At 45.1% G+C, this 13,542-nt stretch carries 14 protein-coding genes; 7 read left to right on the top strand and 7 right to left on the bottom strand.

Translation table 11 applies throughout. From position 1 onward, the window contains the following. Positions 1-147: 147 nt before the first annotated feature. The 4 genes from PAEAM_RS28820 (at position 148) to rarD (ending at position 3,268) form a co-directional block, all read left to right on the top strand. The gene (locus tag PAEAM_RS28820; RefSeq protein WP_036605754.1) at positions 148-789 is read left to right on the top strand and encodes an NAD(P)-dependent oxidoreductase; all 642 of its coding nucleotides are present in this window, start codon (positions 148-150) and stop codon (positions 787-789) included. Positions 790-1,092: 303 nt separating this feature from the next. After that, the gene (locus PAEAM_RS28815; protein WP_165790092.1) at positions 1,093-1,440 is read left to right on the top strand and encodes a hypothetical protein; all 348 of its coding nucleotides are present in this window, start codon (positions 1,093-1,095) and stop codon (positions 1,438-1,440) included. Between the two features lie 219 nt (positions 1,441-1,659). Further along, positions 1,660-2,238 (top strand): hypothetical protein, encoded by a 579-nt coding sequence (locus tag PAEAM_RS28805; protein ID WP_100529770.1) that lies wholly within the window; start codon positions 1,660-1,662, stop codon positions 2,236-2,238. Positions 2,239-2,389: 151 nt separating this feature from the next. Beyond that, positions 2,390-3,268 carry an EamA family transporter RarD gene (rarD, locus tag PAEAM_RS28800; protein ID WP_017692421.1) on the top strand — a complete coding sequence of 293 codons (879 nt, stop codon included), beginning with the start codon at positions 2,390-2,392 and terminating at the stop codon, positions 3,266-3,268. 521 nt (positions 3,269-3,789) lie between these two features. On the opposite strand, the gene PAEAM_RS28790 is transcribed toward rarD, so the two are convergent. The 3 genes from PAEAM_RS28790 to PAEAM_RS28780 all read right to left on the bottom strand — a co-directional run bounded on the left by PAEAM_RS28790 (position 3,790) and on the right by PAEAM_RS28780 (position 6,372). Next, complete coding sequence (locus tag PAEAM_RS28790) at positions 3,790-4,269, bottom strand: hypothetical protein (protein ID WP_100529769.1); 480 nt, start codon at positions 4,267-4,269, stop codon at positions 3,790-3,792. A 478-nt stretch (positions 4,270-4,747) separates the two neighbouring features. Next, positions 4,748-5,797, bottom strand: coding sequence for a glycoside hydrolase family 53 protein (locus tag PAEAM_RS28785; RefSeq protein WP_100529768.1), 1,050 nt, complete (start codon positions 5,795-5,797; stop codon positions 4,748-4,750). Positions 5,798-6,144: 347 nt separating this feature from the next. Beyond that, on the bottom strand, positions 6,145-6,372 hold the full coding sequence (locus PAEAM_RS28780) for a hypothetical protein (RefSeq protein ID WP_017692425.1): 228 nt from the start codon (positions 6,370-6,372) through the stop codon (positions 6,145-6,147). A gap of 248 nt (positions 6,373-6,620) precedes the next feature. Between PAEAM_RS28780 and ppk1 the strand changes: the two genes are divergently transcribed. Then, a complete protein-coding gene (gene ppk1, locus PAEAM_RS28775; protein WP_100529767.1) occupies positions 6,621-8,702 on the top strand; it encodes a polyphosphate kinase 1 in 2,082 nt (693 codons plus the stop codon). On the opposite strand, the gene PAEAM_RS28770 is transcribed toward ppk1, so the two are convergent. After that, positions 8,662-10,191, bottom strand: coding sequence for a Ppx/GppA phosphatase family protein (locus PAEAM_RS28770; RefSeq protein WP_047841288.1), 1,530 nt, complete (start codon positions 10,189-10,191; stop codon positions 8,662-8,664). The genes ppk1 and PAEAM_RS28770 overlap by 41 nt on opposite strands. 26 nt (positions 10,192-10,217) lie before the next feature. Beyond that, on the bottom strand, positions 10,218-10,472 hold the full coding sequence (locus tag PAEAM_RS28765) for a hypothetical protein (RefSeq protein ID WP_017692428.1): 255 nt from the start codon (positions 10,470-10,472) through the stop codon (positions 10,218-10,220). Positions 10,473-10,709: 237 nt separating this feature from the next. Between PAEAM_RS28765 and PAEAM_RS28760 the strand changes: the two genes are divergently transcribed. Further along, positions 10,710-11,369 carry a YheC/YheD family protein gene (locus PAEAM_RS28760; RefSeq protein WP_076253234.1) on the top strand — a complete coding sequence of 220 codons (660 nt, stop codon included), beginning with the start codon at positions 10,710-10,712 and terminating at the stop codon, positions 11,367-11,369. A gap of 355 nt (positions 11,370-11,724) precedes the next feature. Then, positions 11,725-11,868, top strand: coding sequence for a sporulation histidine kinase inhibitor Sda (sda, locus tag PAEAM_RS28755; RefSeq protein ID WP_017692430.1), 144 nt, complete (start codon positions 11,725-11,727; stop codon positions 11,866-11,868). Between the two features lie 21 nt (positions 11,869-11,889). On the opposite strand, the gene PAEAM_RS31640 is transcribed toward sda, so the two are convergent. Both PAEAM_RS31640 and PAEAM_RS28750 read right to left on the bottom strand, forming a co-directional pair. Beyond that, the gene (locus PAEAM_RS31640) at positions 11,890-12,141 is read right to left on the bottom strand and encodes a hypothetical protein (protein WP_076319806.1); all 252 of its coding nucleotides are present in this window, start codon (positions 12,139-12,141) and stop codon (positions 11,890-11,892) included. A gap of 76 nt (positions 12,142-12,217) precedes the next feature. Continuing rightward, positions 12,218-13,192, bottom strand: a complete 975-nt coding sequence (locus PAEAM_RS28750; protein ID WP_207765610.1) for an NAD(P)/FAD-dependent oxidoreductase — start codon at positions 13,190-13,192, stop codon at positions 12,218-12,220. Positions 13,193-13,542 lie beyond the last annotated feature (350 nt).

Raw genomic sequence — 13,542 nt, 5'->3', positions numbered from 1 at the left:
AATTGTATCCGTTTTGCACGGGCATGATATCAGGGGCTTTTTTGCGTGTACTGATTGTGCATGGTTGACAAACTTAGTTGTAACAACTATAGTTACAATATAAAGTTCAAACATAAACAATATCGATAATTTAAAGGAGAGATCATGATGAACATTGCAATCATTGGTGCAACAGGCAAAGCAGGAAGTGTAATTTTGAAAGAAGCAGCAGACAGAGGGCATAAAGTAACGGCAATCGTTCGTAATGCATCCAAATTGGAAGATAAAAGCCTGAATACGCTGGAGAAAGATGTATTTGATCTTACAGCTGAAGATCTTAAAGCATTCGATGTGGTTGTAAATGCATTTGGTGCTCCAGCTGGTAAAGAAAACCTGCATGTGGAAGTAGGACAAGCGTTGATCAACATCCTCAAGGATGCACCAAACACTCGTCTGATCGTGGTGGGTGGAGCAGGAAGCCTGTTCACAGATGAGTCCAAAACATTGCGTGTCTTTGAATCCCCGGGATTCCCGGATGCTTACAAAGCAACTGCAACGAACCAAGGCCAAAACTTGCAGGATCTGCAAGCATCCTCAGGTATTCAATGGACATTCCTGAGCCCGGCTGGATTCTTTAATCCAGAAGGTGTACGCACCGGCAAATATCAAGCAGGCAACGACGTTATTCTCGTGAATAGCGAAGGCAACAGCTACATCAGCTATGCAGACTATGCGATTGCTTTGGTTGATGAGATTGAGAACCCACAACACAAAAACGAGCGCTTTACCGTTGTTGGCGAAGTGAAGTAACACTTTTAAATGATAATATGGAACATACAAACGGACGCTGATCTCCACAGATCGGTGTCCGTTTTTTTATGTTATCGAAGAGGGAAGTTCTGCAATAACGTTAGATAGGTTAGATGAGTATCGTTCAACTTCCAACTACTCCTTTGAATCTATGTTATATTATTCTAAAGTTGGGAGGAAAGTCTGATTGTGTGAAAGCCATCTTCTCTTCATTGGAATTGCTGCGAGTTCAAAAGTACAAGGGAGTGAACAGTTGTGAAGATGTATTCTAATGGAGTTATACTATTGATCTTTTTGGTTTTTATGATGAATGAATCGAGTGGTTCAGGGTTATCCCAATATACAAACGTTAAAAATAAGATGAATCAATTTCACATTACTTCTCTTTATCCGAAAAATAAGAATGGACAGACATATGGTTCTGCCGCATATGCGACTTCTCCAGAAACGGAACCTGATTTAATCTTGGCTACTGGTGTGGATGGTACAGACGGATATCTGCTGAAAAAAGACATGGATGGCGAGCAACCAAAAACACCTGAAGAAGCTATTGCGATACAGAACAGCAGATCACCAGACGGATGGGATATTCCACTGTATGACAAAGATGGTGAAACCGTAATTGGTGTGTTTCATGTTGGAGGAAAGTGAAAGTAACCAAAATAGGATCAAATGTGACGCTACCATACATAGACGATTCTTTTCTGAACGGCTTCCTACTACAGGATATGAACAGGTCGACGGAATGGAATTTGAAATTACTGGAGTTAAAGATGGACTGAATTTTGTTCCTAAAGGTCAGGAAAAATGTAACATTTTTCCTGTTAAACAGGTCAATAAAGATGTACCAATTAACATTATGAGAAGAAGGTGGAAAAACTGAAGCTTCGTATAATCACGTTAATTTTTTTTATATCTAGCGTGTTCTTTATCTCAAATGCACAAGATGTTAACGCTTTGTCATGTGTTGAATCGGGAAGCCCCCAAGAACAGTTAGAAATATATGATGGAGCTGTTTATGGTGAAGTAAAGCAAGTAAAGGTCGACTTGAAGCAAGAGGGATTTACGGGGACCAAAGAGAAAATTAGATATATTTTAGTGGAAGTTGAGAGGAGTTGGAATACTGAAGTTGACTCTCAACTAATTATTGCAACTAATTTCACATGGGGATTTGATTTCAAGGAAGGTAACAAATACTTAATATACTTTAGCGAAGTGGATGGCGAATTAAGTAGTAGTCCGTGCAGTTTGACCATCGAAATGAATGATTTGAACCAAGCAACTGAGCTATTTGGGGAAGGATATCCACCAAAACAACAAGTGAACGTAGAACACAAAATGTGGTTTATGTTTGAGCAAGATATGGATTTGTTTATCGTAGGTGTAGTCGTATTTGCGGCGATCTTTATCTTCTTCATGAGAGTAAGAAAGAAAAAGCGCAAAGCATAATTTGGTAGCGCTAAACGTGAAGCTTTTGCTCAAACAAAAAGTCATTTGAACTAGGCATGGATTCCTGTATGACCTATTACCCCCTTTACTTAAATGAGGATCGAGGCGTATAATCCGTTGAGATATCAGAGCAATAAGAGGGGATACAGTTATGAATAGTGGATTAATCAACGCGATCATTGCGTATATCATGTGGGGAGTTCTCCCGCTGTATTGGAAGTTGTTTGAAAATGTACCGGCAGGTGAGATTTTATCGCACCGGGTTGTCTGGTCATTTGTCTTTATGGGGATTTTCGTTGCCGTCCAACGTCGTTGGAGTGACATGAAGCGCATTCTGACCAGTCGTTCGACCCTGCTGTCCCTTACCGCGAGTGGGCTCCTAATTGCTATTAATTGGCTTATCTTCATCTGGGCGGTTAACAACGGTCATGTCGTTGAGACAAGTCTGGGCTATTATTTGAACCCGTTGCTGAATGTGTTACTGGCAGTTGTCTTCCTTCATGAAAAGCCAAACCGTGGACAGTGGCTCGCGATTGCCATCGCTGGTGTCGCAGTGCTTATCATTGCTATCGACTACGGACGTTTCCCATGGGTTGCGATCTCATTGGCCGTGTCATTTGGCTTGTACGGTCTGGCGAAGAAGAAGATTAAGCAAGACGCTTCTGTGGGTTTATTTTCGGAGACAGCTGTAGTTCTGCCCGTCGCACTGGGCTACTGGATATACTTAGCCATAGTAGGAAAAGCAACGGCATGGACGTTGCCTGCACCGATGTTCTTCGAACTGCTGCTTTCCGGTGTGGTGACGGCGTTGCCGCTGCTGTTCTTTGCACGGGCGGCTGCTCGAATGTCGTTGTCCACACTAGGCTTCGTACAGTATATTGGGCCAACAATCATGCTGATCCTGAGCGTGTTTGTGTTCAAGGAAACGGTCTCGCCAGTTCTGCTCGTTGGTTTCGCGCTGATCTGGACAGCGCTCATCGTATACGCTGCCGCATCGATACGTGCTACGAGACTCGCTAAGGTAAGCTGAACAGAGGTATCTGGTATCGCCATAATTGCCCTTTCTGCCAATGAGGTGGAGAGGGCAATTTGTTGTTTGTGGGGGAGCGATAGGTCGATAAAAACTAAAAAGGAAGGCTGATCAACGTTATGGTAAAATACAGGAGTAGTAATCAAAAATAGTAACCAAAAAGAGAAATAGAAAAACGAGGAGGCGACAGATATATGATGGTTAATAACCGTTACCGCAAACGAGAACCATTCTTTGTAAAGAAGGCTGTAGTTCAGATACTATTTCAGTTTGCAGTTTCAGCAATAATCGGTAGTATATATGGGTTCATGATGGTCAACGAGACGATAGGTAGATATATTAATAAACTATTACCGAGCACGGATGGTCCGGATCTTCATTTATATCTGCCCGTTGTGATAACGGTGTTCATCTACTCATGTTTTATTCAGAAGAAACAACGGATTTTTCTTGAAAAAATATCATTTAGTTGTCTCCATATTTTGGTTGCCCTAATAAGCTGTTTTTCTTCAGTTGTTGTGTTATTGGTGATCTAATCCGGATTCCGACGTATCCACACCTTCAGCCCCATCAACTGCATCGATGATACCGACAGCGAGTGTTGTTACCGCAGCAGTAGCTAAAAGATTCTTGGCACCAAGCTTCACTCTGTCCTTATCTTCCTCTTTCATGCCCACAACAACATCTTTACCGCTGTTATATACATACTTGGCTGATATCGCTACACCTTTTGCAGTATTGGTTACAGCACCTCCAATATCGGCAAGCCCCGCGTCTATGGCGGTATCATCTTTTCGAATTGCACCACTGGCAAGATCATATGTACCGCTAGCGAGTTGTCCAACGGTTTTGCCTGTATTAATCGTGGCTTTCTCTACGCCGTTTCCGACTTCTTTGATAAAGGGGCTTCCTGCAATTTCGCCAACAACCCTCACGCTACCGCCCAACACTTTCCCGGTAACTTCCCCAGCTAACTGACCGAACATTTTTAAAAAACTCATCCTTATGTCTCCTCTCCAATTAGAAGTTGATCCTATGTGTTATCTCAATAAACTTATTATATTCATATGTAAGCCAAAAGAACATCAGTCTCCAGCCCGAGCGATGCACCCCTCCTCGATTGATTGCGACACGCTTTAGGAGTGCCCGATCCGATCCCGAAACGTCCAGCACGCTGCCCCCTCAACGCACTTCATCGCCAAAAGGCGCTAATCCCCCCGGGAACAGCGCCTCAAGCTCTTGTTTTACCTTACTACTTACCATTGCCTACACACGGTTTTAGAAGTGTCTCAAGGAGCAGCAACGTAGTGGAGGGGGCGGAATCGATTCTGAAGAAGCGGAGCGGTCGCCTTTATCCCCGGATTTTCCCCTTATCAGGGGAATTCATAAAAATCTGGGGATAACAGCGATCATAAGAACGATCCGCCACCGGAACACCCACCACGCTGCCCCCAAAGCCCACACTTCTACCCACCGTACTTAGTCAATAAATCCTTCCATGACAACAGTCGGCATCATATTCGACTGCCAAGCGCCCTTACCATATCCACTGTTATAACCTGGTGTAGCCTGAGGCTCCCAGTAGAATACACCTTTACCTTTGCCATTTGGCAGATTGCGGATTTGGTTTTTCATCGCAGCAACAAAACTTTTTCCAGCTGCAGCCTGGTTATTGTCCATGCCAATTTCGGAGATGATGATCTCTTTGCCATAACGGTTGATCATATCCTTGGCGTTGTTTACTGTATTTGTCACAGCAGTGTTCCAGCCGGAAGCTGAAGGATAGAGGGACATGGCAATCATGTCAAAGTTAGCTCCGTTATTGATCAGACCACCAATATTCCATACATAGAGGGCGTTATCATCTCCACCTGCCAGATGCACAATGGTTTTGGTGCCGCTGCTCAGGGATTTTACTGCGTTATGGCCAGTGTTCACCAACCACGCATAGTTTTTCATGTTGGTAGATGCTTTACCATCTTCCCATAACATGCCGTTGCTTGTTTCATTACCGATCTGTACCCAGTCAGGGGTAACGCCTTTGCTTTGCATCGCCGTCATGACATCACGTGTGTGGTTCCACACCGCATCCATGAGCTGTTGAAACGTGTAGTTTTTCCAGGCAGCTGGTTTGGTTTGTTGACCAGGGTCTGCCCATGAATCGCTATAGTGCAGGGTAAGCATTACACTCATGCCAGCATTCTTGGCACGTTGTGCGAGTGCAGCCGCACGATCCTTATTCATGTAACCGTTCCCATAATCATTCGAAGGATTAACGAATACCCGAATGCGAACGGAATTGATTTGATAGTCTTTTTTCAAAATATCAATGATGTCGCGCTGTACGCCGTTTTTATCTTTCCATTTGTAACCTTGGGCTTCCATTCCGGGAACCCAACTGATGTCGGCTCCTTTGGCGAAACTTGGTGCTGCGCTGGCATGTTGACCTGCGGGCAACATGATGGAGGTGAATAACAAAACAAAAGCCAACATGATGGATGTCTTGAAACCCCTTACATTTTTGAACATTACAAGATGCCTCCTCGGATTTAGGTTGAGTTGCATCCTAATTATAGCCATCCTGGTTTACTCTACTAAAGGGTCCATTTCCAATATTTTGGGTGTTTTCTCAACCTCTCTACAGAAAAAGAGAAAACAAAAAGCCGTCCGAAGACGGCTTTTCTACCCGTGGCGCTTTTTGAAACATTGATCCGTATCCCGCGCCTCCACCAGACTCTTTTAATTTGAGCTAGTGGATCGGGTAAGGGACACGTTCAACATGACATTAGAAATGTTGACGCACCTCCTTTCCTTGTGGCAAGAGTATACAACACCTTGTTTCGGAAAGCTAGTCTTTTTTACGTATTTACGAAAAATTATTTTTCAGTCTGGAACATCGTGATATCTCGTGCATAATGGCTCTTGGTTCCGTCATTGTTTCGGATGCGCACACTGTCTTCACTGATCCGCTCCACAATGCCACAACCGACCTCGCAATAGACGCCAGCCGGGTCTTCCTGCCATGCGCTTACCATACATTGGGATAGTGCAGCCGTGAAAAACTCTATATTTTTTTGTAACGTTCTAGGTTTGTTGGATTTCATTATATACTCCTTTGATCAATAATATTTGGAATGAGAACAAGCAACCGGACCAAATCACACTGTACTTCACTTTACTCTGTCTATTGACCTTTGTAAAGGGATGGAAAAAGTTGCGGCCATGAGGTATCATTTACATAAATTTTACGTAGCGTTTACACTGCGCTGACGCTTGATGTTGATTACGAATAGTACAATTATAGGAGAACTTCTAACCAAGAATAGATATGCAACACATTCGGAGGCCATACATGCATAGAGACGTCAAAACAGGCAACTACGTTAATCGTGATTTGAGTTGGGTTGAATTTAATCGGCGCGTACTTCAGGAGGCCCAGGATCCAACAACGCCTCTGCTGGAACGCATGAGATTTCTCGGCATTGTCGCTAGTAATCTGGACGAGTTCGTCAGTGTAAGGGTGGCGGAGACAAAAGAGAAGATCAAGGCCGGATTCACGCAAAAAGATTTTACAGGATACACGCCTTCGGGATTGTACCGCAGATTGATCAAACGAACCGGGACCATGGTCGCCGAACAGTATAAAACGTATCGTGAACTCATTCGTCTACTCGCCAAGAAAGGCGTGAACATTCAGGAATATACAGATCTTAATGTGACACAGCAGCGCGCAATGGACCAGTACTTTCATGAAATTATTTTTCCGGTACTCACACCGATGGCGATTGACCAGAGTCGTCCGTTCCCACTGGTACACAACAAGTCTGTCTATCTGTCCGTGATGTTACAGAAGGAAGGGGAGCAAGAGGGCGAGCCGTTTATGGCTATTGTTCAGGTGCCTTCCAATCTGCCGCGGGTAGTTCAGGCTCCCATTCGGGCGAATAGCAAAAAGAAAACATTCATACTGATTGAAGATCTTATCAAACATCATATCCATACGCTCTTCAGCGGATATATCTCGCTTGCTGCACAGGAATTCAGAGTGACCCGTAATGCGGATCTGTTTATTAATGAAGAAGAAGCGGAAGATCTGCTTGAGGCTATTGAAAAAGAATTACGCCGCAGACGCCGCGGGGCTCCTGTAAGACTGGAAGTGTGCAAGGATTTTCGTCCGGATGCCTTATTGGAATTGCAGGATGAATTTGATATTCAGGACCCGGTATATGAAATTGATGGACCACTTGATCTGAGTTTTCTGGCGGGATTCGTAGACAGTCTGGAAAGTTTCTCACATCTGAAATACAGTCCGGTGAAGCCAGTCTACCCACTTGAGTTTCTGCCAAGAGAAAGTCATTTTGAGCTACTGCGCAAACGCGATGTACTGGTGCATCATCCGTACGAATCGTTTGAACCAGTCACTGATTTTATATTGGAGGCTTCAGAAGATCCAAGGGTTCTGGCCATCAAGATGACATTATATCGGGTCAATGGCGATTCACGCCTTATTCCGGCACTTGCACTTGCCGCTGAGAGTGGTAAGCAGGTCACGGTGGTGGTGGAACTGAAAGCCCGGTTTGATGAAGAGCGCAACATTGCTTGGGCGCGTAAGCTGGAGAAAGCCGGTTGTCACGTGGTATATGGACTGGTTGGACTGAAGACCCATGCCAAAATCATTCTTGTTGTACGCAGGGAACAGCAGGGGCTGAGACGTTATGTTCATGTAGGAACCGGTAACTATAATGAGAGTACAGCCAAGGTGTATACGGACGTGGGACTGTTCACCTCTAATCCAATTATTGGGGAAGATGCATCCGAATTGTTCAATGAGATTACCGGATACTCCGGTCCGAAGGCATTGCAGGCGTTCCGTGTAGCTCCGGATGGTATGAAGGATGAGTTGTTTACACTGATTCGTAGAGAAACAGAGCACGCGCTGAAAGGCAAACCTTCCAGAATCATTGCCAAGATCAACTCCTTATCCCATCAGGAAATGATTGATGAATTGTACGAGGCTTCTCAAGCCGGCGTGCAGATCGATCTGATTGTGCGTGGTGTATGTTGTCTGCGTCCGGGGGTAGAGGGGATCAGTGAGAATATTCGGGTCATTAGCATTGTGGATCGTTTTCTGGAGCATTCACGGTTGTTTTATTTTGAAAATAGCGGCAACCCCGATGTATTCATCTCCAGTGCAGACTGGATGACACGTAACCTGAATCGAAGAATTGAACTGATGTGTCCCGTATTTGATCCAGAGCTGAAAAAGATGCTAGTGGATATCCTTAATCTGTCCCTTATGGATAATGTCAAAGCGAGACAACTTATGCCTGGTGGCAATTATGTATTTGTAGAAAATGAAAAGCCCCCGCTGAGAAGTCAGACGGAGGCCATGGGTATTATCCCTTGGAAGCCTGCTGAATGGAGTGCGTTAACGTAACTCCCCAGGCTTCCTTCAGATCCTTGACGGCCTCTTCCAGGCCATCTAGTTCCAGTAACGGCTCAGCTGTACAGGTGAATTGCACCTGCAGTGAGTCGTTTTCTTTTGTTGCTTTGATCGCAGCGATGCTTTCGGATCGATTGATGGCTTCGGCTACGCGCAGCAGAGAGCCTAAACGATGAGCATGCCGCTCATCCGAGTTTTTCAGAATGTCCCGGTGCTTATTCAGCAGCTGGGGCGTTCTTTTTTTGGGATGATAATCAGCTGCACTGGCACTTAGAATGGTCTCTCGATGAGAAAGTCCATAAATGCTCGAATTCATAATCCAATAGGCCGAGTGCTGTGTATAACGGAAATAGTTAATCTGTTTACCTGCCATGTGCAGCATGGAGGATGCATACAGGATTCGGGCATCTGCTTGATCAGGAGGGGTACCTTGTAATGCCGTATACAGGGTAACCATATCCTGATGAATCCGTTGCAGACGTTTCTCTGGAATAGGCGGACCAAAATGGATAAAGTTGCGGATACTGTCCTTCAGCGCGTCTGGAACGACCGGTTGCCCTCCAGCCATGTAATCACGCAACAACCCGTCTCGTAGACCCGCGCCACTAACCACATAACGATCTCCTTGTATTATCTGGAAGACAGTTCGTAGGATCAGTACGCCGGGCACAATGATGTCTGCGCGATCTTTGGCGAGCCCAGGTACCTTTTTGCGCTGTGCCGAGGTGAGATGTGGTAAGGAGCGAGCGATATTCTCCATCGCTTCCTCACTGATCTCATAATGATGGCTGACAGGCAAAGAATACTGGGTACGCTTCTGTTCCACTTTAGCGAGTGTACGCATTGTGCCGCCAAGTCCGATGAGTGGCAGACCAGGATGCTCACGAATCCAATCCTGTCCGCGGAGAGCCTCAGTGACTTCGTTGCATAATGCATTTGCATTCTCCTCAGTCCACTGATCTTCGCCCCCGTAACGGGCATGTGAATTCACTGCACCAATAGGGAGGGAGATGCTATGTAACCTTTTCCGATCCCGAAAGACCGTGATCTCTGTGCTGCCGCCTCCAATATCCACGACGTAACCGTCTGCCAGATCAATGGATTGAGTGACACCAAGGAACCCATAATAGGCCTCCCGATCTCCCGATACACATTCAATGGTAAGCCCCGTCTCTGTCTCCAGCCATTCGATAATCTCCAGGACATTGCTTGCATTACGAATAGCTGCGGTAGCTGCTGCGCGAATCAGTTTGGTCTGGTACGCTTCACAGGTCGCTTTGAATTGACTCAAGATGGTGATGGCTTTATCCAGAGAATGGCGCAGAATGGTTCCATCGGACTCAACAACGCTGCTCAGACGAGCGGCGTATTTGTCTTCATGAATGATGCGATAGGCTTCGTCCTGATCCAGTTCATAGATAACTAGACGAATGGAGTTCGACCCGATATCAATAATTCCTAAGGTTTCATTAGTACGTGTCATAAGCATCTCCTTCTACAGAGGTTCAACTACCCGAAGTGAAGAAGGGCAGCCATGGCTTCCGGTGAACCCGGCGGTGTGGCAGAGAAGGGCGTAGTTAACATAACAACAATGATAAAGACGATGAAACAGGCAAATATAAGACAACTCACGGCAAAGCCGCGATTACGCTTTTGCATAAACAGTCGAATACCTGTGACAAAGAGAAGTACCGTAACAGCTACCAGAACGATCGACATTGCAAAATAGGCTACGCCATAAAGTGATTTGAAAAATGCTTCCATTTGTTCTTAACGCTCCTTAGATCCTCATATTTAAGCCCTTCCAAGCCATTCCTTAGTAGCATACGACAGATTGACTTGTTTGAAAAGTAAACCGGGCGCTTGTTCCCGTTTCCGCCATCACCCTGGGACAGGTTACATGGAAAAGGGGCCTTTGCCGTGGACAGACATCCAAGAAAGCAAGGCTTCTGTTGAGTATGTATAAGGAAGGACTATTGTTTCAAGGAAGGAGATCAACCCATGTCGAGACAACTTGCAAGCAAATGGCGGAAGACAGCGGCTCTGATGAAATACCCGGTAGCTGCTGTCCATATCCCACAGACCAAGGCATTCAACTCGGGTAATCTGCTGCAAATGCTCAGTCGTTATGGAATGGTGTATGTCAAACCTATTGTAGGAGGCGGAGGTTACGGTGTTATCCGGGTATCGGCCAGCGGTGGCGCTTATCGATACACCCATATGAAAACGACCCGTTCTTTCGCCAGTTTCAGCCAGATGTATCGCTCTCTGGTGCGTGTAAAGGCTAGACGCAAGTACTTGATCCAGCAAGGCATTCATCTGGCAACAATTCAAGGGAGACCTGTTGATTACAGAGTCAAAGTTGTCAAAACCCAACGAGGCTGGGTATTCCGTTCATTAGTAGGGCGACTCGCTCGTCCCGGACTCTGTGTGACAAATCTGAGCAAGGGTGGCACCATGTTATCAGGAAGGCGAGCTCTTGGTTTATCCCTGCCACATATATCCGGTCGGCACAAACGCCGGGAGATGCGTTCACTTACACTGACATGTACGTACATTATGGAAAGTCAGTTCCCTGGTGTAGGTCAGCTTGGATTTGATTATGGACTGGATTATTCAGGCAAGATCTGGATTCTGGAAGTGAATACCAGACCCCAATAGAAAATGAATGGGAAAACTCAAGAAAATTCAAGAAAAACCGATAATATATAAAAGAAAACGGTATGAAAACCGTTTGAAATTTTACATTACCGGGTAATTTACTCGCAACAAGTCTTGAAACTATGAATTTATTCCAAAAAAAATACGCTGATAAACGTTCTGACAGTAGTACAAACTCCCTGTGCATAAATATTGTCCACACTATACACGTTGATTACTCTACATTTTTTCCAATTATCAACAAACTATGCACAGGATTTCCACATATCGTTGTGGATAACAAGAACGCTTGTTCTCTATATGAATCTCTGATATGATAGTTTTGAGGAAAAAAAAGGAAAGGTTGTGGCGGGAAATGGCTATGTTATCCGATGAGATGTTGTTGGATTCCTACCATAAAGCGATTGAGTTGAATCTCGAACGAGATTTCATCGCACTGCTGTTGGCAGAAATCCATAAGCGCAAACTGGGTACCGACGTATCTGCCATTCTTCACTAGAGATCCTCATTGCAGGCAATGTTACAGGTTTCCGGACAAGTCCCATAGTGAGACTGGCCATGGCGTGCTCGTCTGACAATGGTGACAGTACATCACATGATTGCAAACGTTTTCGACTTCGTCTGCCGTGTCAGAGGAAGTTTGGAATACGTAGGGGCTGTATGGTCCGGTGTAATCATCCAATTTGCCGCATTCTAACAGTCCCTGAAGGCAGTGGGGGCAAGCCTGCTCCGGTACAACCAGACCGTTACACAGCGGGCATATATAAGACAAGGGTATCCCTCCTGATATGGATTCACTCAGGAGTAAGATACCCTTTTTTGTATCAATATATGTTATTTCAGCAAAACTAGCGTTTCATGTTACTGCTGTGTCCTGGGGACAATTTGGCATCCGGATCGAAGTATACCTTCGCATTGTTGACGGCTGTTGGAGCTTCGCCGAATCCGACAGCGATCAGCTTCAGTTTACCCGGATATGTTGTGATATCTCCGGCAGCGAAGATTCCTGGAATGGATGTTTCCATGCGGGAATCAACAACGATGGAGTTACTGTCAATTTCGATACCCCACTCGGCAATCGGTCCGAGAGAAGAGACAAATCCGAAGTTAACGATCACGTCATCTACTTCGATTTCCTGAGTCTCTTTGGTTTTCACATGAGAAAGGGTTACCTTGGTAATCGTGTCATCTCCGTGAAGTTCCGTGATTTCGGTCGGTGTAACGACATTCACCTTGGAATTCATCAGGTTTTCGACACTGTGCTCATGTGCACGGAACTTGTCCCGGCGATGGATCAGCGTTACTTGCTCAGCGATAGGCTCCAGCATGAGTGCCCAGTCTACCGCGGAGTCACCGCCGCCACTGATCAGTACTTTTTTGCCAGCGAAGGCATTCAGATCACTGATGAAGTAGTGCAGGTTGCTCTTCTCGAACTTGGCAGCACCTTCAAGCTCCAGGCGACGTGGTTCGAATGCACCTACACCAGCTGTAATAATGACGGCTTTGGCATGATATTCATTCTCATCCGTCTTCACGACGAAATGTTGCTCATCCTTTTTTTCCACCGATACAACCTTTTCTTCAAGCCGGATGTTCGGGTTAAAATGATTCATTTGCTCAACGAGGTTATTCACCAGTTCCTGAGCTGTTACTTTCGGGAATCCGGCTACATCATAGATGTATTTCTCCGGGTAAAGAGCGGCAAGCTGTCCACCAAGCTGTGGCATACTTTCAACCAGTGTAACGGATGCCTGACGCATCCCACCATAAAACGCGGCGAACAGACCCGCAGGGCCTCCACCGATAATAAGTAAATCAGTCATATCATGACTGGAATTTTGTGCAGTCAAGAATCAACAACACCTTTCATATTTTAATAGGTAGTTAACAGAAAGAATGTGCAGGCTACGTATCGTAACCGGCATGGGTGCTGAACTGTCTTTCCTATTATAAACGGTGTATTCAGGGTTGCAAAGTTAGCGGCGTCACGAAACTGGGAACAATTGATGAAGATCAGATGAGAATAGGATGAAATTGGAAATGAAAGGTTATGAAAAATAACAAAAAAAAACTTGATCTTTACTAGAAATACAGATATCCTTGACCTGTACTATGTGTTTTTTTGTCTAATTTAGAGTCAATATGTAATATGAAGACAGATCCCGTGTTTTGT

The sequence above is a fragment of the Paenibacillus sp. GM1FR genome, assembly GCF_002803315.1.
GTDB classification, from domain to species: Bacteria; Bacillota; Bacilli; order Paenibacillales; family Paenibacillaceae; genus Paenibacillus; species Paenibacillus amylolyticus.
This window is presented reverse-complemented; position numbering and strand designations above follow the sequence as displayed.

Bases quoted from the DNA above. Each gene is read 5' to 3' on its own strand.
- PAEAM_RS28790 (WP_100529769.1), bottom strand. From the start codon at position 4,269: ATGAGTTTTTTAAAAATGTTCGGTCAGTTAGCTGGGGAAGTTACCGGG.
- PAEAM_RS28815 (WP_165790092.1), top strand. From the start codon at position 1,093: ATGATGAATGAATCGAGTGGTTCAGGGTTATCCCAATATACAAACGTT.
- PAEAM_RS28765 (WP_017692428.1), bottom strand. From the start codon at position 10,472: ATGGAAGCATTTTTCAAATCACTTTATGGCGTAGCCTATTTTGCAATG.
- PAEAM_RS28750 (WP_207765610.1), bottom strand. From the start codon at position 13,192: ATGACTGATTTACTTATTATCGGTGGAGGCCCTGCGGGTCTGTTCGCC.
- PAEAM_RS28785 (WP_100529768.1), bottom strand. From the start codon at position 5,797: ATGTTCAAAAATGTAAGGGGTTTCAAGACATCCATCATGTTGGCTTTT.
- rarD (WP_017692421.1), top strand. From the start codon at position 2,390: ATGAATAGTGGATTAATCAACGCGATCATTGCGTATATCATGTGGGGA.
- PAEAM_RS28820 (WP_036605754.1), top strand. From the start codon at position 148: ATGAACATTGCAATCATTGGTGCAACAGGCAAAGCAGGAAGTGTAATT.
- PAEAM_RS28770 (WP_047841288.1), bottom strand. From the start codon at position 10,191: ATGACACGTACTAATGAAACCTTAGGAATTATTGATATCGGGTCGAAC.
- ppk1 (WP_100529767.1), top strand. From the start codon at position 6,621: ATGCATAGAGACGTCAAAACAGGCAACTACGTTAATCGTGATTTGAGT.
- PAEAM_RS28780 (WP_017692425.1), bottom strand. From the start codon at position 6,372: ATGAAATCCAACAAACCTAGAACGTTACAAAAAAATATAGAGTTTTTC.
- PAEAM_RS28760 (WP_076253234.1), top strand. From the start codon at position 10,710: ATGTCGAGACAACTTGCAAGCAAATGGCGGAAGACAGCGGCTCTGATG.
- sda (WP_017692430.1), top strand. From the start codon at position 11,725: ATGGCTATGTTATCCGATGAGATGTTGTTGGATTCCTACCATAAAGCG.